This is a genomic window from Bradyrhizobium sp. USDA 3315 (genome assembly GCF_054056795.1).
This window is the reverse complement of the sequence record NZ_JBSRYP010000001.1, coordinates 1,556,823-1,576,596: the sequence shown is the minus strand read 5'-3', so window position 1 is coordinate 1,576,596 and position 19,774 is coordinate 1,556,823. Positions and strand designations below refer to the sequence as shown.

General features: G+C 63.7%; 17 protein-coding genes. 9 read left to right on the top strand and 8 right to left on the bottom strand.

Annotated features, from left to right (window positions below; genetic code table 11):
- Positions 1-92: 92 nt before the first annotated feature.
- The 4 genes from ACVIYL_RS07285 (at position 93) to ACVIYL_RS07270 (ending at position 4,215) form a co-directional block, all read left to right on the top strand.
- Complete coding sequence (locus tag ACVIYL_RS07285; RefSeq protein WP_456778111.1) at positions 93-899, top strand: ABC transporter ATP-binding protein; 807 nt, start codon at positions 93-95, stop codon at positions 897-899.
- Positions 896-1,720: an ABC transporter permease gene (locus ACVIYL_RS07280; protein ID WP_057015392.1), complete on the top strand. Its 825-nt coding sequence runs from the start codon at positions 896-898 to the stop codon at positions 1,718-1,720. Before ACVIYL_RS07285 ends, ACVIYL_RS07280 begins: the two co-directional genes overlap by 4 nt.
- A gap of 128 nt (positions 1,721-1,848) precedes the next feature.
- Positions 1,849-3,177, top strand: coding sequence for a polyhydroxyalkanoate depolymerase (locus ACVIYL_RS07275; RefSeq protein WP_028341465.1), 1,329 nt, complete (start codon positions 1,849-1,851; stop codon positions 3,175-3,177).
- Between the two features lie 198 nt (positions 3,178-3,375).
- Positions 3,376-4,215 (top strand): M48 family metallopeptidase, encoded by an 840-nt coding sequence (locus ACVIYL_RS07270; protein WP_456778110.1) that lies wholly within the window; start codon positions 3,376-3,378, stop codon positions 4,213-4,215.
- 266 nt (positions 4,216-4,481) lie between these two features.
- Here ACVIYL_RS07270 and ACVIYL_RS07265 read toward each other — a convergent pair whose 3' ends face one another.
- Positions 4,482-6,740 (bottom strand): transglycosylase domain-containing protein, encoded by a 2,259-nt coding sequence (locus tag ACVIYL_RS07265; RefSeq protein ID WP_456778109.1) that lies wholly within the window; start codon positions 6,738-6,740, stop codon positions 4,482-4,484.
- 247 nt (positions 6,741-6,987) lie between these two features.
- Between ACVIYL_RS07265 and ACVIYL_RS07260 the strand changes: the two genes are divergently transcribed.
- On the top strand, positions 6,988-7,413 hold the full coding sequence (locus ACVIYL_RS07260; protein ID WP_456778108.1) for a DUF1330 domain-containing protein: 426 nt from the start codon (positions 6,988-6,990) through the stop codon (positions 7,411-7,413).
- 211 nt (positions 7,414-7,624) lie between these two features.
- On the opposite strand, the gene ACVIYL_RS07255 is transcribed toward ACVIYL_RS07260, so the two are convergent.
- The 3 genes from ACVIYL_RS07255 to ACVIYL_RS07245 form a co-directional block, all read right to left on the bottom strand.
- Entirely contained in the window at positions 7,625-8,851 is a 1,227-nt protein-coding gene (locus ACVIYL_RS07255; protein ID WP_018269220.1) for an ABC transporter substrate-binding protein, read from the bottom strand.
- A 377-nt stretch (positions 8,852-9,228) separates the two neighbouring features.
- Complete coding sequence (locus ACVIYL_RS07250; protein WP_456778107.1) at positions 9,229-10,449, bottom strand: ABC transporter substrate-binding protein; 1,221 nt, start codon at positions 10,447-10,449, stop codon at positions 9,229-9,231.
- Between the two features lie 204 nt (positions 10,450-10,653).
- The gene (locus ACVIYL_RS07245; RefSeq protein WP_283065856.1) at positions 10,654-11,013 is read right to left on the bottom strand and encodes a DUF1304 domain-containing protein; all 360 of its coding nucleotides are present in this window, start codon (positions 11,011-11,013) and stop codon (positions 10,654-10,656) included.
- 189 nt (positions 11,014-11,202) lie between these two features.
- On the opposite strand from ACVIYL_RS07245, the gene ACVIYL_RS07240 reads away from it, so the two are divergent.
- Positions 11,203-11,727: a methylated-DNA--[protein]-cysteine S-methyltransferase gene (locus tag ACVIYL_RS07240; protein ID WP_456778106.1), complete on the top strand. Its 525-nt coding sequence runs from the start codon at positions 11,203-11,205 to the stop codon at positions 11,725-11,727.
- A 422-nt stretch (positions 11,728-12,149) separates the two neighbouring features.
- On the opposite strand, the gene ACVIYL_RS07235 is transcribed toward ACVIYL_RS07240, so the two are convergent.
- The 4 genes from ACVIYL_RS07235 to ACVIYL_RS07220 form a co-directional block, all read right to left on the bottom strand.
- On the bottom strand, positions 12,150-12,455 hold the full coding sequence (locus ACVIYL_RS07235; RefSeq protein WP_176937154.1) for a hypothetical protein: 306 nt from the start codon (positions 12,453-12,455) through the stop codon (positions 12,150-12,152).
- A 40-nt stretch (positions 12,456-12,495) separates the two neighbouring features.
- Positions 12,496-12,870 (bottom strand): response regulator transcription factor, encoded by a 375-nt coding sequence (locus ACVIYL_RS07230; protein WP_456781793.1) that lies wholly within the window; start codon positions 12,868-12,870, stop codon positions 12,496-12,498.
- Positions 12,871-12,972: 102 nt separating this feature from the next.
- Positions 12,973-13,647, bottom strand: a complete 675-nt coding sequence (locus tag ACVIYL_RS07225; protein ID WP_456778105.1) for a response regulator transcription factor — start codon at positions 13,645-13,647, stop codon at positions 12,973-12,975.
- Positions 13,641-15,392 (bottom strand): PAS domain-containing sensor histidine kinase, encoded by a 1,752-nt coding sequence (locus ACVIYL_RS07220; protein ID WP_456778104.1) that lies wholly within the window; start codon positions 15,390-15,392, stop codon positions 13,641-13,643. Before ACVIYL_RS07220 ends, ACVIYL_RS07225 begins: the two co-directional genes overlap by 7 nt.
- Before the next feature lie 368 nt (positions 15,393-15,760).
- On the opposite strand from ACVIYL_RS07220, the gene ACVIYL_RS07215 reads away from it, so the two are divergent.
- The 3 genes from ACVIYL_RS07215 to ACVIYL_RS07205 all read left to right on the top strand — a co-directional run bounded on the left by ACVIYL_RS07215 (position 15,761) and on the right by ACVIYL_RS07205 (position 19,713).
- On the top strand, positions 15,761-16,027 hold the full coding sequence (locus ACVIYL_RS07215) for a hypothetical protein (RefSeq protein WP_057015418.1): 267 nt from the start codon (positions 15,761-15,763) through the stop codon (positions 16,025-16,027).
- Between the two features lie 387 nt (positions 16,028-16,414).
- Positions 16,415-17,770 (top strand): HlyD family efflux transporter periplasmic adaptor subunit, encoded by a 1,356-nt coding sequence (locus tag ACVIYL_RS07210; RefSeq protein ID WP_310882214.1) that lies wholly within the window; start codon positions 16,415-16,417, stop codon positions 17,768-17,770.
- Positions 17,767-19,713, top strand: a complete 1,947-nt coding sequence (locus ACVIYL_RS07205) for a glycosyltransferase (protein WP_456778103.1) — start codon at positions 17,767-17,769, stop codon at positions 19,711-19,713. The genes ACVIYL_RS07210 and ACVIYL_RS07205 overlap by 4 nt, the downstream gene beginning before the upstream one ends.
- The last annotated feature ends 61 nt before the right edge of the window (positions 19,714-19,774 follow it).

Here is a 19,774-nt window from a genome sequence, read left to right as displayed (position 1 = left end):
ACAAATTCGCGACTTGGCGCACCGATGCAGGGCAAGCCTTTAATTACCGCCAAGCCTTGCGCTTATTGTCGCAATGGCTCAATGACGGCCATATGCAACAGGTCGGGACAGGTCAGAGGCAAGCTCCGGCGGCTGAACAAGGCGAGTCGGCCGCGATCGACGTCGCGCATCTGGTCAAGGTCTACAAGACCGCTCGCGCGGTCGACGATATCTCGTTCCGCATCGCGCGCGGCAGCATCACCGGCCTGCTCGGCGGCAACGGCGCCGGCAAGACCACGACGATCGCGATGATCATGGGCCTGGTGCTGCCGACCTCGGGCAGCGTCGAGGTGCTCGGTGCACGAATCCCCGAGCAGCGCTACGACGTGCTCGGCCGGATGAACTTCGAAAGCCCCTACGTCGACATGCCGATGCGGCTCACGGTGCGGCAGAACCTGACCATTTTCGGGCGCCTTTATGCCGTGCAGCGTTTGCGTGAGCGGATCGACCAGCTCGCCGACGATCTCGATCTCAAGGAATTCCTCGACCGCTCCAACGGCAAGCTCTCTGCCGGGCAGAAGACCCGCGTCGCGCTGGCGAAGGCGCTGATCAACGAACCGGACCTCTTGCTGCTCGACGAGCCGACCGCCTCGCTCGACCCGGATACCGCCGACTGGGTGCGGCAGCATCTCGAGACCTACCGCAAGACCCATAACGCGACCATCCTGCTGGCGTCACACAACATGCTGGAGGTCGAGCGCCTCTGCGACCGCGTCATCATCATGAAGCGCGGCAAGATCGAGGACGACGACAGCCCCGACCGGATCATGGCGCGCTACAACCGCGACACGCTGGAAGAGGTGTTTCTCGACGTGGCGCGCGGCCGGGTGCGGGAGGGCGCGCCAGAGGACACACCATGAGCGAACTCGTCAGCCAGCACCAGCACACCATTTCACTGCAACGCATCAACGCGATGGTGCTGCGCTATTGGTATCTCCTGATGTCGTCATGGCCGCGGCTCCTGGAGTTGGTCTACTGGCCGGCACTGCAGATCATCACCTGGGGCTTCCTGCAGAATTACATCTCGCAGGCATCCGGCTTCTTCGCCAAGGCGGGCGGCACGCTGATCGGTGCCGTGATCCTGTGGGACATCCTGTTCCGGGGGCAGCTCGGCTTCTCGATCTCGTTCCTGGAGGAGATGTGGGCACGCAACCTCGGCAACCTGATGATGAGCCCGCTGAAGCCGATCGAATTCCTGCTCTCGCTGATGATCATGAGCCTGATCCGGCTCGCCATCGGCGTGATCCCGATGACGCTGCTGGCGCTGTTCTTTTTCGGCTTCAACTTCTACGCCATCGGGCTGCCGCTGATCGCGTTCTTCTGCAATCTGATCTTCACGAGCTGGTCGGTCGGCGTGTTCGCCTCGGGCCTCGTGCTGCGCAACGGGTTAGGGGCGGAAAGCATCGTCTGGACGCTGATGTTCGCGGTGATGCCGCTCGCCTGCATCTACTATCCGGTCGAGGTGCTGCCGGCCTGGCTGCAAGCTGTCGCCTGGACGCTGCCGCCGACCTATGTGTTCGAAGGCATGCGCTCGCTTCTGATCGATCACGTCTTCCGCGCCGACCTGATGGCGTGGGCGCTGGTCATCAACGCGTTCCTGTTCGCTGCCTCTTTTGCGATCTTCCTTGCCCTTTTGCAGAGCGCCAAGCGCAACGGGTCGCTGCTCGGCGGTGGTGAATAAATGTCACTTTCTCGTGGATTCTCGGCCTTTTAGCCCGATATCGCCCCCAGATTCGGCTCGCGGCGCATTGACGCATTGTTACGCATTGGTCAGGATGCTGCGGCGCAAAACAGGGGTCTGAAAATACTATGCCCATCGGTGAATTTGGCGGTGCCCCGCCACTAGCGGCGGAAGGCAGCCCGGCACTCACGACGCCGTTGTACTGGATGTACGAGATGGCGCATGCGTCGCTCAATCCGGTGCGCGCGGTAACCGACGCCACCAAGATCCTGTTTCAGAACCCGCTCAATCCGTGGACCCACACCGAGTTCGGCAAGTCGATCGCCGCCGGTTGTGAGCTGTTCGAGCGCACCACGCGCCGCTACGGCAAGCCGGAATGGAACCTGCCGACGACCGAGGTCAACGGCATCCGCACTCCGGTCGAGGTCCGTTCGATCTGGGAAAAGCCGTTCTGCCGCCTGCTGCATTTCGATCGCAAGCTGACGCGCCCGCTGCGCTCGCCGCAGCCGCGCGTGCTGATCGTGGCGCCGATGTCGGGTCACTATGCGACGCTGCTCCGCGGCACAGTCGAGGCGTTCCTGCCGACGCATGAGGTCTACATCACCGACTGGGCCGACGCGCGCATGGTGCCGCTCGCGGCCGGCCGGTTCGATCTCGAGGACTATGTCGACTACCTGATCGAGATGCTGCACGCTCTCGGCGGCAACATGCATGTCATCGCGGTGTGCCAGCCTTCGGTGCCTGTCGTGGCAGCGGTTTCCGTGATGGAAGCAAACAACGACCCGTTCGTACCGCTTTCGATGACGCTGATGGGCGGGCCGATCGACACCAGGCGCAATCCGACCGCGGTCAACAACCTCGCCGAAGAGCGCGGCATCGAGTGGTTCCGTAACAATGTCATCACCAAGGTGCCGTTCCCGCATCCGGGCGTGATGCGTGACGTCTATCCGGGCTTCCTGCAGCTCAATGGCTTCATCAGCATGAACCTCGACCGGCACATGGACGCGCACAAGGCGCTGTTCGCCAATCTGGTCAAGGGTGACGGCGATCTCGTCGACAAGCACCGCGAATTCTATGACGAGTATCTCGCGGTGATGGATCTCACCGCCGAATATTACCTGCAGACCGTCGACCTCGTCTTCGTCAAGCACGCGCTGCCGAAGGGCGAGATGACCCATCGCGGCAAGCCGGTCGATCCGTCGAAGATCCGCCGCGTCGCGCTGATGACGGTCGAAGGCGAGAAGGACGACATCTCAGGTCTTGGCCAAACCGAGGCGACACACGCGCTTTGCACCGCGATCCCGAACCATCGCCGCGTGCATTACGTGCAGAAGGGCGTCGGGCACTATGGCGTGTTCAACGGCTCGCGTTTTCGCTCCGAAATCGTGCCGCGGATCTCCGATTTCATGGTTTCGGCGGCCAATACGCGGCTTTCGCTGGTCGCCGCCGCCGAATAGGTATCGCCCCGGCCGCGATTTTCGCGGTCGCGCAAGTCGCTGATTTAACTAAAAGAATCCCAAATCGGGCGAGGCCCAAAGGGTGAATATAATTTCATTCTTTGGGCCTTTTTCGTAACCTTGATTCATCGGAAAAATTCCGGTTCCAGCCCCTGCCTGTAGAGGTCAATTAACGTCCGACCCCTGTATATTGGGCAAATGATTTGTTTTTGCGCCGAGCGCTTTCCCTGGCGGCGGATATGGCAAAGTTCGGGCGAACTCCTGCTCCCCGGACTCTCAGAAATGGCTACTCGCGCGCTCCTCTATCGGCGGCCTGCCGAACCCGCGACCGTATTGGTCAGACACGGCTCCCAGTTCTTCACCGTCAGGTTGCGCCGGCATAGGCGCGCGCGCCGCTACACACTCAGGATACATCCAACCGATCGTGAAGCGATCCTGACGATGCCGCCGCGCGGCACGATTCCGGAAGCCAAGGAGTTCGCCAATCTCCATGGCGGCTGGATCGCCGCCCGTCTTGGCCGCTTGCCGAAGGCCGCGCCGTTCCAGACCGGCACCGTGGTGCCGTTGCGCGGCGTGCCGCATCGCCTGGTGCACCGCTCGGGCGAGCGCGGCACGGTGTGGACCGAGACGCGCGACAGCGGCGAGAGGATCATTTGCGTCGCCGGCGGCGTCGAGTACATGGATCGCCGCGTGCACGACTTCCTCAAGCGCGAGGCGCGCAAGGACCTGCAGAAGGCGGCGCAGCTTCACGCCGCGGAACTCGGCGTGCGGGTACGCCGGATCTCGATCCGCGATCAGTCCAGCCGCTGGGGCTCGTGTACTTCGGCGGGTTCGCTGTCGTTCTCATGGCGGCTGATCCTGGCGCCGCCCTTCGTGCTCGATTACCTCGCTGCGCATGAGGTCGCCCATCTCGTCGAGATGAACCACTCGGCGCGGTTCTGGCGGGTGGTCGACAAGGTCTGCGCGTCGGTAACGCGCGCCAAGAACTGGCTCGACACCTACGGCAACGACCTGCATCGCTACGGGATCCAGGAGTAGGGCGCGCTGTTCGCCCCGAACGTTGCTGTCATCGCCCGCGAAAGCGGGCGATGCAGTATTCCAGAGGCGTTTGTCTTCAATCCAGGGGCTGAGGCGTACTGGATCCCCCGCCTTCGCGGGGGCTGACGGCTTGAGTGCGTAGTGCGTAGCCCGGATGGAGCGTAAGCGTAATCCGGGGCAGCTTTCACCGATGGCGTGACTGGTCCCGGATTACGCTTCGCTTCATCCCGGCTACGGAGCAACGCGATCCGTCCGCCTACCGACTTCTACCGAAACAACCGATCCGCCAGCCAGCCGTCCAGTCCGGCCGCAGCCTCCGGCCGCGCGTTCGGGTTGGGTGGCGCCGAGGCGCGGGCCGGCGTCGGCGGGGGCGGGCGATAATAGCCGCCGCCGGATGGCACCGGCGCCGGAGGTTGCGATGCCTGCATTGGTGGCTGAATCTGCATCGGTCCCGCCGGCGCAGACGGCGCGGTGACCTGCGACGAGATCTGCATCAGGTTCGCCGGCCCCCAGCTGCCCTGCGAGTTCGGGATCGCGGCGACCGGCACGCCCTGATGCGCCGCCTTCATGAAGCGGGTCCACACTTCGACCGGCAAGCCGCCGCCGGTCGCCTTCTTGGTCGGTGAATTGTCGTCATTGCCGAGCCAGACGCCGGTGACGAGCTTGGCGGTGTAGCCGATGAACCAGGCGTCGCGATAATCCTGGCTGGTGCCGGTCTTGCCGGCGGCGGTCCAGCCCGGGATCTCCGCCTTGCGCGCGGTGCCCGAGATCAGCGTCTCGCGCATCATGCTGTTCATCATCGAATCGTAGCGCGGCTCGATCACCTGGTTGGGCGGATCGGTCGGACGGTCATAGAGCAGCTTGCCCGAACTGGTCTTGATCCTGGTCACCACATGCGGCGAGATGGCGTAGCCGCCATTGGCGAACGGCGCATAGGCGCCGACCAGCTCGATCACGGAGACTTCCGAGGTGCCGAGCGCGATCGAGACGTTGGACTCCAGCTTGGAGGAGATGCCGAGCCGGTGCGCGGTGCGCACCACGTTCTTGGCGCCGACCTCGACGCCGAGCCGCACCGCGACCGTGTTCAGCGACATCGCCAGGGCCTGGGTCAATGTCACCGAGCCGAAATATTCGTGGGTGTAGTTCTCCGGCTTCCAGCCCTTGATGTCGAGCGGCGCGTCGGTGCGGATGGTATCCGGCGTCAGCCCTGCTTCGACCGCGGTGAGATAGACGAACGGCTTGAACGCCGAGCCCGGCTGCCGCTTCGCGGTGACCGCGCGATTGTACTGGCTCTCCGAGTAGTTCCGGCCGCCGACCATGGCGCGCACCGCACCGTCCGGCGTCATCGCCACCAGCGCGCCCTGGCTGACATTGAACTTCACGCTCTTGGCGGCGAGCTCATCGATGATGGCGGCTTCGCCGACGTTCTGCAGCTTCGGATCGATCGTGGTCTGCACCACGATGTCCTGGTCGATCTGGCCGACCAGATCGTCGAGCACTTCGCCGATCCAGTCGGCGACATAGTTCACGGTGCCGGCGCCGGCCGGCTTCACCGCAATCGAGGGCTGGCCGATCGAGGCCTTGGCCTGCGCCTCGGTGATGAACTTGGCGTCGGCCATCGCCGCCAGCACGACCTGCGCGCGCTGCTCGGCGCCTTCAGGGTTGCGGTTTGGCGCCAGCCGCGACGGCGACTTGACGAGGCCGGCCAGCATCGCGGCTTCCGGCAGCGTCACGTTCTTCGCCGACTTGCCGAAATAGCGCTGCGCGGCGGCCTCGACGCCATAGGCGCCGGACCCGAAATAGACCCGGTTGAGGTAGAGCTCGAGGATCTCGTTCTTGGAATGCTTGCGCTCCAGCCAGAGCGCGAGCTCGGCTTCCTGCAGCTTGCGCTGCATGGTGCGCTCCTGGGTCAGGAACAGGTTCTTGGCGAGCTGCTGGGTCAGCGTCGAGCCGCCCTGCGAGACGCCGCGGTGCAGGAGGTTGGTCACCGCCGCGCGCAGGATGCCAACCGGGTCGACGCCGTAATGCGAATAGAAGCGGCGGTCCTCGATCGCGATGAAGGCCTTCGGCAGATAGGGCGGCAGATCCTTCAACGCGATATTGGCGCCGGCCATTTCGCCGCGCTGCGCCAGCACGCTGCCGTCGATGCCGACGATCTGGATCGTCGGCGGACGCTTGGGAATCTCCAGCGACTGGATCGGCGGCAGATGCGCGCCGACCCACACCACGACACCGATCACCGCAATGCCGGCCCACAGGCCGAGCACCGCGGTCCAATAGAACAGGCGGCCGATGCCAAAGCCCCGCGGCTTGCTGCGCCGCTTGCTGCCGCTGCGCGACGGGCGCGGTTTCTCGCTACCGGAATCGCTGCTCTTGTCGCTGCTCTTGGGTTTGGATTTGGCGGGCTTGTCGTCGCCGCCGCCGGGAATGCGATCGGACGGCGACAGCCGAAGGTCGGCAAGCGCGGCCGGAAGCCCGAACAGCGGCTCCTTGCGCGCACCGCCTTTTTTCCGTCCCCACGCCATCCGCAACGCTCACACCCTGACAGGGACGCACGCTAGCGTTCCCGGTTTAAGGGGCGGTTACGCAAAGCTTAACGGGGCATTAGGAGGTGAGGCAGCGCGTGCTACATAAGGAGCATGATCAGGAAAAGTGGGCACCGGTTTTCCCTCGCGACAAACGCGGAGCGTTTGCGCGGAGATCATGCTCAAACAGGATGGAAGAGCGCGATCGAGCGATCGCGCTAGGGAACAAGAAACGAAGGAGCGCCGCATGGGCCATATCGATCCGACCAAGGACGTTTTCGCGCAGTTCCGGGACGACAACCGGCCGGGCCCGATCCACATGCTCAACCTGGTGCGCCTGCGCGAATGGGCCGCCTATCCCGACGGCCGCAAGGCCACCGGCGCGGAGGCTTATGCGGCGTACGGCCGCGAGAGCGGGCCGGTGTTCGAACGGCTCGGCGGCCGCATCGTCTGGCAAGGCCGCTTCGAGCTGATGCTGATCGGACCGCAGGAGGAGCGCTGGGATCACTGCTTCATCGCGGAATATCCAAGCGTCGCCGCCTTCGTCGAGATGATCCGCGATCCGGTCTATCGCGAGGCGGTGAAGCACCGCCAGGCCGCGGTGGACGATTCCCGCCTGATCCGCCATGCCGTGCTGCCGGTGGGGAAGAATTTCGGCGAGATTCCGAAGTAGGCGCGTAAAAATCGATGGGTCGCGGCGATCTCCATCCCCGTCATGCTGAGGTGCGAGCGGAGCGAGCCTCGAAGCATGCACGGCCCCGCTGGTGGCCGTCGACCCTTCGAGACGCGCCTCGCGCTCCTCAGGGTGACGGTGATAGGACATCCCCGCAAACAAATCGGCGGCCTGGAGGCCGCCGATTGCATTTCAAACCTGCGCGAACCGGCTAGCCGGCCGGGCCGGCGTCCTCGAGGATCGGGCCGAACAGCTCCCAGCGCTCGCCGTTGAAGCGCATCATCTGCAGCTGCTTGTTGACGCGATAGTCGTTCGGCGCGGTGTTGCCTTTGATGCCGGGCAGCGCCATGTCGAGCTCGACATTCTTCAGGTTGGTGGCCTGCTTCAGCACGTTGTCGCGGGTCAGGTCGTCGCCGCACTGCTTCAGCACATGCACCATCAACTGGGCGGTCGAGTAGCCATAGGTGTTGAAGTTCGAGTTCTTGTCGCCGTCGGGATAGTACTTGGCCATGAAGTCGAAATAGCGCTTCATGCCCGGATCGTCCTTCCACTGCGGATCGGCCGGATCCTTGCCGTAATTGGTGCTGATCAGGCCCTTGGAGGCTTCCAGGCCCGCCGGCTGCAGCACGGCGCCGACCGAGGTCGCGTTGATGTCGACGATGTGGATCGGGTGCCAGCCGAGCTCGGCGATCTTCTTGATCGCCTGCGCCGCCTGCTTCGGCGTCGAGGCCGAGAAGAACAAGTCGGCGCCGGCGTCCTTGATCTTGATCACCTGGGAATCGATGGTCGGGTCGGAGACCTCGTAGGAGGCTTCGGCCACGATCATCTTGGCGGCCTTGTCGCCGAGCCCGGCCTTGATGCCGTTCAGATAATCCTTGCCGAGGTCGTCGTTCTGATAGAGCACGCCGATCTTGGCGTTGGGGTGCTCCTTCAGGATGTACTGGCCGTAGATGCGGCCTTCGACGAAGTAGTTCGGGTTGAAGCCGAGCGTCCAGGGGAAGTTCTTCGGGTCGGTGAACTTCGAGGCGCCGGTGGCGGCAAACAGCTGCGGCACCTTCTTGGCGTTGAGATATTTCTGCACGGCGGCGTTCGACGGCGTGCCGACGATCTGGAAGGTCAAGAGCACCTCGTCGCTCTCGACGAGCTTGCGCACCTGCTCGACGGCCTTCGGCGGCGAATACGCGTCGTCATACTGGATCAGGTTGATCTTGCGGCCGTTGATGCCGCCCTGATCGTTGATCATCTTGAAGTAGGCCGCCTGGGTCTTGCCGATCGAGGCATAGGCGGAGGCCGGTCCGGAGAAGGGGACGGTCTGGCCGATCTTGATCTCGGTGTCGCTCGCGCCGGGATCGTACTTCTTCTGCGCAAAGGCCGACGTTGCTGACAGCGCGATCGCGAGCGCCGTTCCCGTGACCAGGTGGAAAATCCCGTTCCTCATAATGCTGTTTCCCTCACGTGACTGATGGTTGGCCGATGATCTTGTCCGCGGGTTCAAGGTCCCGCGGTCGCCATCGCTGGGCCGGGATACTGGAGGAACCGTTATTGCAACGCAAGACGAGCGCTGCCGAAAAGGTGAGCGATTTCAGTCAACCAAAGTAGGGGGCGGTGCGAAAAGGTGGGTGGAGCGGCGCGAAGGTTGGGGCCCGCTTTACCTCGCCCCGGCTGCGGGGAGGGAGGTCGCATCGAAGATGCGATGTGGGTGAGGGGGAGTCTCCGCGGGCGCAGCTAATGCAGCGGTGCGCGGAAGCAGCCCCTCACCCCGACCCTCTCCCCGTAAGAACGGGGAGAGGGAGTGGAGTCTCGTCCCGACCGCGGCTAGCCCGCCGGTCCGGTGTCCTCGATGATCGGGCCGAACAGCTCCCAGCGCTCGCCGTTGAACTTCATCATCTGCATCTGCTTGTTGATGCGATAGTCGTTCGGTCCCGTTGTGATCGACATGCCCGGCAGCGCGAGGCTCGGCACGAACTTCTTCAGGCTGGTCACCTGCTTCATCAGGTTCTCGCGGGTGAGGTCGTCGCCGCACTGCTTGAGCACCTGGATCAGGAGCTCGGCCGTCGAGTAGCCGTAGGTGTTGACGGTGTTGAGCTTGTCGCCTTCCGGATAATACTTGTCCATGAAGGCGAAATAGGCCTTCACGCCGGGATCGTCCTTCCATTGCGGGTCGGCGGGGTCCTTGCCGTAATTGGTCGAGATGATGCCCTTGGAGATGTCGAGACCGGCCGGCTTCAGCGTCGCCGACACCGGGCTCGCATTGATGTCGAGGATGTGCACCGGGTTCCAGTTGAGGTCGGCGATCTTGCGGATCGCCTGCGCGGCGAATTTCGGGGTCGAGGCGTCATAGACCAGATCGACGCCGGCGGCCTTCAGCTTCACGATCTGGGAATCGACCGTCGGGTCGGTCAGCTCGTAGGACACCTCGGTGACGATCATGCTGGCGGCCTTGTCGCCGAGCCCGCTCTTCAGGCCGGTGATGTAGTCGCGGCCGAGATCGTCGTTCTGGTAGAAGATGCCGATCTTGGCGTTGGGGTGATTGGCCAGGATGTATTTGGCGTAGATGCGTCCCTCGGACTGGTAGTTCGGATTGAACGCGATCGTCCACGGCGCGTTCTGCGGATCGGAGAAGCGCGAGGCGCCGGTGGAGGCGAGCAGCTGCGGCACCTTCTTGGCATTCAGATATTTCTGCACGGCGGCATTCGACGGCGTGCCGATGATCTGGAACGTGAACAGCACCTCGTCGCCCTCTACGAGCTTGCGCACCTGCTCGACCGCTTTCGGCGGCGAATAAGCGTCGTCATACTGGATCAGGTTTAGCTTGCGGCCGTTGATGCCGCCCTGATCGTTGATCATCTTCATGTAGGCCGCCTGGGTCTTGCCGATGCCGGCATAGGCGGATGCGGGGCCGGAGAACGGCACGGTCTGGCCGATCTTGATCTCGGTGTCGGTCGCGCCGATGTCGTATTTCTTCTGCGCGGTGGCCGATGTAACCGACAACGCGATCGCAAGCGCCGTCGCAGCGAGCAATTGCACGCTTCTCATGTCCGTGACCTCCCTGTTGCCGGTGATCTTGTCCGCAAGCTCAGGCCGGCGGATGTCACCGTTGCACGGGATGATGGAGGAACGGCTGGGCCATTGCAAGACGATGCACCCTGCGCGCGATGTCGCGTTTGAGCATGATCCGGAAAAGTGTGAAACGCTCTTCCGAGCGGATCATGCTCAAGAAAACAAAAGCGCGCCCGCGCTTTAGGCCAACCAGAGCTGGATCAGCGCCAACGCAGCGGGAGCCGCCTGCACATAAAGAATGCGGCGGCTGACGGTGGCGGCGCCATAGGCACCGGCGACAATCACGCAGAGCAGGAAGAATGTCTTGATCTGGAACGCGAAGGCCGGATTGCCATGTACGAGGCCCCAGATCAGTCCGGCGGCGAGGAAGCCGTTATACAGCCCCTGATTGGCGGCGAGCACCGCAGAATCGTTTGCCTTCTCGATCGAGTTGCGAAACGTCTTCAGCCCGAGCGGCTTGGTCCAGAGAAACATCTCGAGCACAAGGAAATAGACGTGCAGCATGGCCACCACCGCGACCAGAACATTGGCAAGCAGCATATTGCGGTCCCCCAGAGCTTCGGTTCTGATTGAATCAGAATCAAAGCTCAAGATTGTTGTTTTGACGCGTTTTCTTCACGCGAACCGGTGTCCACTTCGCTTGAAAACGCTTTAACCGGAATTCGGGTGGACGCTAGCATGCGGGCGGTGAATTGTATGCCGACCGATCTGCTTGCCCGAGATATGACAATGGCCGACCGCAGGACTGCACAGACCTTCAACCTCGACCGCCACAAGACCCCGATCGGCACCGCGCTGCTGGTGACCGATGACGACGGCGTGCTGCGCGCGCTCGACTGGGACGACTATGAAGCGCGCATGCTCGACCTGCTGCGGCTGCATTATGGCGCCGTGACGCTGCGGGACGGCCACGCGCCGGCTGCGATGCGCAAGGCGCTCGGCGATTACTTCAAGGGCGATCTCGATCGTCTCACCGATGTCGAATGGCGCGTCGCCGGCACGCCGTTCCAGCAGAAGGTCTGGCACGCGCTGCCGAACATTCCGCACGGCACCACCATGAGCTACGGCGCGCTGGCGGCGAAACTGAACGCGCCGAATGCGATGCGCGCGGTCGGCCATGCCAACGGCTCCAACCCGATCAGCGTCGTCGTGCCATGTCACCGCCTGATCGGCGCCAACGGCTCGCTGGTCAAATATGGCGGCGGGCTGGAGCGCAAGCGCTGGCTGCTGCGCCACGAAGGCGTGGAGGTGTAGAGCGTTTTCGAGTGGGAACCGGTTGGCGTGAAGAGGCGCGTCGAGACAAGGTCCAGCAATCCGCTTCGACCGCCGGTGCGGCGATCAATCGAGATCTTCGCTGGGCATGTTGCGCAGATCGCGCACGATATAGAGGAACACAACGAGCGAAGGCACCCACGCGAGTATCGCTCCCACCAGCATCGCATCGACCGTCGTCATGTGAGACTCCTTGCGCGTTGTTGGCCAACGTCGTCAGATCGGCTTTTTCGATGGGGCGCCGGTTCTGGGGAAGGGATACAGCCACTTCCAATAGGCCTTGTTGCGCTCCAGCTGCCGCTTGTGGATCTCGCGGCACTTCGTCGAGCAAAACTGCTCAAAGTACCAATTGTGCCGTATCAGCCCGAAAGGCCGCTTGCAGGCCGGATTTCCGCAACGAGCTGTCATGACGCTGCCTCCGCATTCGCGCGCCAAAGCCAGCGGATGAAATCCTCCTGGCCTTTGTAGAGGCAGAGGCGTCCGCAGTAGCGTTCGCCCGCCGGATTTCGCAAACAGATGATCTTGGGGTCTTCGCTGTCACACTGGGCGCAGCGCGGTTCCGCACGCATGGCGACCTCCCTCCGAGGAATTGCCATTTGCCAATCAAAATGTCTGGTGCTGTCCTTGCCGTCGATCTTCCCGAAGGACGACGATGCGAAATCTCGCGCCGCCGCCGTCCATGCGCAACTTGTCCAGATGTTTTGTGGCATCATCCTTGCGTATAGCCGGCCCGGTGATGGCTGATCCAACTCACGCACCCGGCGCCGCGCTGCGCTGCGCGAGGGCGGTATCGAGGCATTTGATCAGGACGTCCCCGTCGCAGGGCTTGCTCAGAAAGCAGATCGCTCCAGCCTTCAGCGCCCGGACGCGATCGCTTTCGACCGAGAACGCCGTGACGAAAATGAACGGAAAGCGGTGTCCGCTGGCAATGAGGTGGCTCTGCAGGTCGAGCCCGCTCATGGCCGGCATCCTGACATCCGCGATCACACAGGATGTGTCATTCAGGCTGGGCGAGTGCAAAAATTCCTCGGCCGACGCGTAGGTCTCGACCGCGTAGCCCAGCGACCTGACGAGATTGTCGGTCGCGGTGCGAACCGACATGTCATCGTCGATGATTGATATCACTGGCGGGTTGGGCAAGGAGGTTTTCCCGGGCCGGAAGGGCCTCTGGCGTGTGCATCATGTGGGGACCACAGTGCGTCGCCAATCGGGGCCGGAGAATCATACTTAGGTTTGCGCCCCGCCGGCTGCCGGTCCGATCTGGAGCATCTGTGCCATCCTGACCAGATCGGGTAACGACTTCGCCGCCATTTTCCGCATGATGTGCCCGCGGTGTATCTTCACTGTGATCTCGGCCACGCCGATTTCGGCGGCGACCTGCTTGTTCATCAACCCCGCCGTGACGAGCGTCATCACCTGGCGTTCACGCGGCGTCAGGGTCGCGAAGGCGGCGCGCAGGTTGGCAAGAACCTTGGCGTCATCGCGACGGTTCCTGTCGCGCTCGATCGCTGTCGTGACGGCATCCAGCATGTCCTGATCGCGAAATGGCTTGGTCAGGAAGTCCACAGCGCCGGCCTTCATGGCCCTGACCGTCATCGGGATATCGCCGTGGCCGGTCATGAAGATGATCGGAATATCGATGCCCGCCTTCGCCAGCTCCCCCTGAAAGTCGAGGCCGCTGAGCCGGGGCAGCCGGATGTCGAGGATCAGGCAGCTCGGGACATCCGGGGGCTTGCGCTGCAGAAATTCATGGGCCGAGCCGAATGCTGCGGTCCGCAAGCCGACGGACCGGAACAGATTGCTCAGCGCGTCCCGCACGGATGCGTCGTCGTCGACGACGAAGACGATGGGATCCTCGGCGTTTGCCAGACCAGAAGGCGATGCCGCGCGCCCGGTCACCATGCATGATCCTCTTCGTGCAGTGGCAAGGTGAACTGGAATGTCGCGCCGGGGCCGCTATTTCCGGTCACGGACAGGCGGCCTCGGTGGGCTTCGACGATCGATCGGCAGATCGACAGCCCCATTCCCATGCCGCTGGCCTTGGTGGTGTAGAAGGCGTCGAACAGCCGTTCGGCATTCTCGGTCGCGATTCCGACGCCGCAGTCGGTGACCGTGACCACGATCTGCCCGACCTCGTCATGTCGCGTCCGGATCACCACTTCCCGCGGCCGGTCCGTGACCGGCTGCATGGCCTCGATGCCGTTGAGGACCAGGTTGAGGATGACCTGCTGCAGCTGGATACGGTCGGCAACGACAGACGGGAGCGCGGGAGCGAGGTCGAGCTGCAAGGATACATGGTGGCGCTGCAGTTCATGCTGCACCAGGATGATCACCTGGTTGATGACTTCATTGACGTCGAGTGGCGCCTTCTGATCGGTCGTCTTGTTCACCATCGCGCGGACGCGCTGGATGACCTCGCCCGCCCGGTTGCCGTCGCTGATGATCGACCTGACCGCGCCGCGAGCTTCGTTCAGATCGGGGGCCGCCCGGTTGAGCCACCGCAGGCATGCCGCGGCATTGGTGACCACGGCGGCAAGCGGCTGGTTCACTTCATGGGCGATCGATGCGGCGAGCTCGCCGAGCGCCGTCACGCGCGTGACGTGTGCGAGGTTGGTCTGCGCTTCGTGCAACTCCGCCTCGGCTCGCTTGCGGGCGGTCACGTCGGTGACCGCTCCGATGAATTCGGTGTCGCCCGAAAGATTCGTCACCGCATGCGCCCTGGCGTGAACAAATTTGATCGCCCCATTGGGCATCAGCAATCGGTAGCCGTGCTCGAAGTCCTTGCCGTCGAGCGAGGCGCGGTCGATGGTCCGTTGCACGCGGGCGCGATCATCCGGATGGACGCGCTGCAGGACCGTGGCATGTGTGATGGAAGGAGCCCTGTCGAATTCGAAGATCCTGAACGTCTCTTCCGACCAGATGATCTCGCCGCTGGCGACGTGCCAGCCGAAGCTGCCGGTGTGGCTCAATCGCTGGGCTTCGGTCAGGTACATTTCACTCTGCTGCAGCGCATTTTCGGCGTGCTTGCGCTCGGTGATGTCCTCGCATGCGATCAGCACGATCAGCTGATCGCCCAGCCGCCGCACCGCCTTGGCGTTTTCACGAACCCAAATCCGTGAACCGTCCTTGCGGACCTTCCGGATTTCCCAATTGTGGGTCTGGCCGATGTTGTCGAGGCATGCCGCGACGTTGCGCTGGACCATGTCCCGGTCTTCGGCGGCAAAGACCCGCAGCACCGATTGTCCAAGCAGTTCGTCGACGGTGTAGCCGAGCTGCGCCGCGCCGAACGTGTTGACCGACAGCACGAGCCCCGTTGCGTCGACCATGAAGTACATGACCGGGTTGTGCTCGAATACCTCCTTCCATTGCGCTTCGCTGTTGCGCAGCGCCTCCATCGCGCGCTCCTCGCTGCTGGCTCGGCCGCGCAACATGGCTTCCATCCGCCTTTGCGAACGGCCCACCAGGCGGATCATCAGCAATGCGGCGGTCAGCGACGCGACGAGCAGCGCCAGGGCAACCAGATGGGCGGAAGCTGCTGGCTGCGGACCTAGCAACAGCCCGATGCAGGTTGTCGCCAAGGCCAGCACCATGCCGCCGAGCAGCCATTGCTCGGCCGACCAGGACTTCGTGGTCGGGTCGCGGATCATCGGCAGCCCAGCACTTGGCCATCATCATGGGCCGCGCTGCGTCGCTAGGTGACTGCTACCATCAGCGGCGACAACGTCGCCCTCCCAATAGACTGTATATTAGCAGCTTTCTTGCCGCCCGGGCGGGATGACGCCGGCCTTTTTGGCGGTCCACACCCGTGGGATCGCGCAGAAAGCGAAGCCGTTGAGCGCGCTCAGGTCCAGGTTGCGACCTAAACTCAAGTATGAGTCGTCCCCACCGAATGTAACGGTCGGATCAACCTCCGTTCAATGGCCCGTTCCATCCCGGTGACTACGCTTATTGGGTAACTCGATGACGGTAGAGATTTCCGGGGTTCAGCAATCGCCAATCAGTGACGGAGATTGAAATGCCCAGCGCGCGCCTGCATCTGATCGTTTGCTCCGACGACGTCGACCACGAGGCAAGGCCTCAGAGACGCGATCGCAGCTTCCAGCCTTCCGTTATCGTTGGTGGCAGGCAAACAGCAAGCACGCTGACCGACAACCCGTGGATCGATCTGCTGGACGCATTCGATCTGGGCGTGGTGGTCTGTCAGGCCAGCTACCTGGCCTTGCTGGGAGCGAGCCTGGCGGCGCTGCAGCCGCAATTCGACGCGCCAGACTCAGGGCGGTAGCCGGCCCTGAATTCCAAGTCCGGCAGGCTGCCGGGACCGAAGCGCTGGCTGCTCACGCCTGGGTCGCGCAAGACGGGTCCGATCACAGCCTCCGTGAGAGCCCGGAATCCATTCCCCGCCTAGCCCCGGCCCTGATGGATTCCGGGCTCAGTTCTGCAGACGCCCTCGGCTGCGCAATGGCGCACCGCAATGATGGGCGGAGCAGGTCGACGGCGCGGCTCCCGCGCCAGGCTCCCGACGGCGGCAAATTGCAGCAATTTTTTCGAAAGATGCCCGGTTCGCTTTAGCCGCTTTTGAAGCACCTGATTATTGGATCTGTCCGGCAACGGCTTCGCTCTGCAGAGCTGTGCGTTGGTTCGCGCACTGACAGATCAGGGGCCGGTCATTATGAATCAGGCACAGCAGCACAAGCCGCTTCCCGAAGACAATAATTCCGTCACCAGGAATGAGGCCGACGGCGCACGGGGATTGCAGCGCGATCTGCAGGAACGGCTGCAGCCGGAGCATGACGAGCCGGCCAGCGATAGCGCTCCCCATCCCGAAGCGCCCGCAGGCTCAGGCCGGATGGTTCGCCGCCTGCTCAAGGTCGGCATTGGCCTTGCCATCGTCACCGTCTTCGGATGGCTGCCGCTCAGGGCTGTGTTGCAGACCTCGAGCGTGGAGGCCGTGGTCAACGCCAGGATCGTGACCTTGCGCTCACCGATCGACGGCACCGTGAGCGCGAAGCCGCAGAAATCCACGCAGCTCAGCGTGGTTCACGAGGGCGATGCGATCCTTCACGTCGTTAACGCACGCGGCGATCGCGCCCGGCTCGATGATCTCCGGCGACAGATGTCGCGGTTGGAAAATGAGCGCCCGAGTCTGGCCGCCAAGCTTGCGGCCGCCGAGACGGCGCAACAGGATCTTGCCCGCCAGGCCGGCCAGTTCCGTGACGGCCGCATCCTTCAGCTCGAGGCCCGGATTGCCGAAATCCAGACCGCGATCGAGGCCGCCGCCGCACGGCGGGAGGAGGCCGTGGCCGCCGTCGAGCGGGCGTCGTCGCTGATCAAGTCGGGCAGCGTGTCGACGGTCGAAATGGCCCGCCTGACGCGCGAGCAGGCGATCTCGCAGCAGACCGAAATCGGCGCTCGACGGCGTCTCGACGCCGCCAAGGTCGAGCTCACCGCCGCAAGGAATGGCACTTATCTCGGCGACAGCTACAATGACCGGCCGAGCTCCGTGCAGCGCGAAGAGGAGATGCGCCAGCGCGTTAGCGATCTGCGCGCCGATCTGGCGCATGCCGATGCCGAGATCGAATGGCTGACCCACGAGATCGCAGCCGAGCAGCTGCACTACGTCAACCGGGCGGAAGCCGACATCAAGGCGCCGGTCGGCGGGCGCATCTGGGAGATGATGACGTCGCCCGGCGAGGACGTCAGGGCCGGGCAGCCCTTGCTCAAGCTGCTCGATTGCAGCGGCGCGGTGGTCACGGCGAACGTCACCGAGAGCGTCTACAACGGACTGAAACTCGGCGAGCAGGCGAGCTTCGAGCCGAATGACGGCAGCGCCGCGCTGCAGGGCGAGATCGTCAATCTCACCGGCGCGTCGGGCGCGCCCGCGAACCTTGCGATCAATCCGGATGCGCTGAACAAGGAACCCTATCGGGTCACGGTCTCGATGCCGGCGCTCGATACCACGGGCAAGGATTGCGCGGTCGGCCGCACCGGGCGCGTGGTGTTCAACGCGGACGTGGCAAAGTCATGATGGCGGCATTTGCGCCCGGGCTAGTCGCCTTCGGCGCCTGCCTTGCCATCCTGCCCCTGCTCCGCCGCGAGCAGACCCTGGCCCGCGTCATGATGACCGGCATGTCGTTCGTCCTGCTGGTCCACTATTTCGCGTGGCGGGTGACCCACACCTTGCCGCCTCCGGGCCTCACCGCCGACACGCTGGTCGGCTATCCCTTCATGCTGGCCGAGGCGGCCTCGATGATCGCGGTGTGCCTGTCGCTGCTGTTCCTCAGCCGCACGATCGACCGCTCACCCGAGGTCAATTCGATCCTGCGCCGATCGAAGCTGCCCGCAAACGCGCCGCTCGTCGACGTCTTCATCTGCACCTACAACGAGGAGAAGGCGATCCTGGAGCGCACCATCATCGGCGCGACCGGGCTCAACTATCCCAATTACCGCGTCTGGGTGCTCGACGATGGGCGGCGGCTCTGGCTGCGCCGGCTCGCCCAGGAGCTCGGCTGCAACTATCTGGCCCGTCCGGACAACCGCCACGCCAAGGCCGGCAACATCAATCATGCGCTCCAGCACGTTTCCGGGCTGGCCGAGCGGCCGGAGTTCATCTCGATCCTCGACGCGGATTTCGTCCCGATGCCGGACTTCCTGACCCGGGCGATGAGCCTGATGCAGGACGGCAGCGTCGGCGTCGTGCAGACGCCGCAGCACTTCATCAACCCGGATCCGATCCAGACCAATCTCGCGGCGACCGATGTGTGGCCCGACGAGCAGCGCTTCTTCTTCGATATTTTGATGCCGGCCAAGGATGCCTGGGACACGGCGTTCTGCTGCGGCACCTCATCGCTGATCCGCTTCTCCGGCCTGATGCAGATCGGCGGCTTCCCGACCGATTCGGTGACGGAGGATTACCTCGTCACACTGCGGCTGAAGGAGAAGGGACTGCGCACGGTCTATCTGAACGAGCGCCTGACCATCGGACTCGCGCCGGAGGGACTGAAGGAATACATCACGCAGCGCGGACGCTGGTGTCTCGGCTTCATGCAGATCTTCCGCGGCCGCAGCGGGCCGTTCTCGCGGCAATCGAAGCTCGCCTTCATGGACCGGCTGTCGCTGGTCGACGCCTTCATGAGCTGGGCGGCGGTCTACGGCACCAAGGTGTTCGGCCTGGTCGTGCCGTGGCTTTATCTGCTGTTCGGGATCAAGGCGGTCCATGCCGACCTGTTCGAGCTGCTAAAATATTTCCTGCCGTTCTATGTCTGGCACGCCTTCACGATGGCGTGGATTTCGCGCGGCCGCTCGCTCGCGATCATGACCGACGTGTCGCAATACATCGCGGCGCCCGCGGTGCTGAAGGCGGTCGTGACCGGCCTCGCCAGGCCGCAGGGCCACAAATTCAAGGTGACGGCCAAGGGCGGCGACCGCAACCGCCGCTTCATCGAGTGGCCGCTGCTGCGGCTCTACGGTGCCGCCCTGCTGATCACGCTGTTTGCGATCGCCTACGCCTTCATCCTGCATCTGCGCGGCGAAAACATCGCCTATGGCGGGCTGGCGCTGGCCTGGAGCCTGTACAATTGCGTCGTGCTCGCGATCGTGTGCTTCATCTGCATCGAGCAGCCGCGGCGCCGCAAGGCCGAGCGGTTCGAGCGCGACGAGCCGATCCTGATCCATCAGGACAGCGAGATGCGGCTGATCCGGATGGCCGACATCTCGATCTCCGGTGCGCGCTTCATCGATCCTGTCCCGCCCGCCATCGGTTCGCTGATCAAATGCAATGTCTACGGACAGAACGTCGCCGCGACCGTGGTCCGCCGCACCCGCGACGGCTTCGGCGTCCGCTTCGAGGACGCGGTGGCGACGCGGGTCAATGTCGTGCGCGCGTTCTACGCCGGCGAATATGTCCGCGCTTTCCAAGGCGTGCGCGCGGCGCCGGTCGGCAAGGCCCTGCTGATGCGGCTGTTCGGTTGATTCGCCACGGGATTGGGGCTTCGCTCCTTCGGTGGAAACGGCTTTCGATCCCGTCATCCCC

Excerpts from the sequence above, each read along its gene's own strand:
- ACVIYL_RS07285 (WP_456778111.1), top strand. The coding sequence starts at position 93 with ATGCAACAGGTCGGGACAGGTCAGAGGCAAGCTCCGGCGGCTGAACAA.
- ACVIYL_RS07280 (WP_057015392.1), top strand. The coding sequence starts at position 896 with ATGAGCGAACTCGTCAGCCAGCACCAGCACACCATTTCACTGCAACGC.
- ACVIYL_RS07275 (WP_028341465.1), top strand. The coding sequence starts at position 1,849 with ATGCCCATCGGTGAATTTGGCGGTGCCCCGCCACTAGCGGCGGAAGGC.
- ACVIYL_RS07270 (WP_456778110.1), top strand. The coding sequence starts at position 3,376 with ATGATTTGTTTTTGCGCCGAGCGCTTTCCCTGGCGGCGGATATGGCAA.
- ACVIYL_RS07265 (WP_456778109.1), bottom strand. The coding sequence starts at position 6,740 with ATGGCGTGGGGACGGAAAAAAGGCGGTGCGCGCAAGGAGCCGCTGTTC.
- ACVIYL_RS07260 (WP_456778108.1), top strand. The coding sequence starts at position 6,988 with ATGGGCCATATCGATCCGACCAAGGACGTTTTCGCGCAGTTCCGGGAC.
- ACVIYL_RS07255 (WP_018269220.1), bottom strand. The coding sequence starts at position 8,851 with ATGAGGAACGGGATTTTCCACCTGGTCACGGGAACGGCGCTCGCGATC.
- ACVIYL_RS07250 (WP_456778107.1), bottom strand. The coding sequence starts at position 10,449 with ATGAGAAGCGTGCAATTGCTCGCTGCGACGGCGCTTGCGATCGCGTTG.
- ACVIYL_RS07245 (WP_283065856.1), bottom strand. The coding sequence starts at position 11,013 with ATGCTGCTTGCCAATGTTCTGGTCGCGGTGGTGGCCATGCTGCACGTC.
- ACVIYL_RS07240 (WP_456778106.1), top strand. The coding sequence starts at position 11,203 with ATGGCCGACCGCAGGACTGCACAGACCTTCAACCTCGACCGCCACAAG.
- ACVIYL_RS07235 (WP_176937154.1), bottom strand. The coding sequence starts at position 12,455 with ATGCCACAAAACATCTGGACAAGTTGCGCATGGACGGCGGCGGCGCGA.
- ACVIYL_RS07225 (WP_456778105.1), bottom strand. The coding sequence starts at position 13,647 with ATGGTGACCGGGCGCGCGGCATCGCCTTCTGGTCTGGCAAACGCCGAG.
- ACVIYL_RS07220 (WP_456778104.1), bottom strand. The coding sequence starts at position 15,392 with ATGATCCGCGACCCGACCACGAAGTCCTGGTCGGCCGAGCAATGGCTG.
- ACVIYL_RS07215 (WP_057015418.1), top strand. The coding sequence starts at position 15,761 with ATGCCCAGCGCGCGCCTGCATCTGATCGTTTGCTCCGACGACGTCGAC.
- ACVIYL_RS07210 (WP_310882214.1), top strand. The coding sequence starts at position 16,415 with ATGAATCAGGCACAGCAGCACAAGCCGCTTCCCGAAGACAATAATTCC.
- ACVIYL_RS07205 (WP_456778103.1), top strand. The coding sequence starts at position 17,767 with ATGATGGCGGCATTTGCGCCCGGGCTAGTCGCCTTCGGCGCCTGCCTT.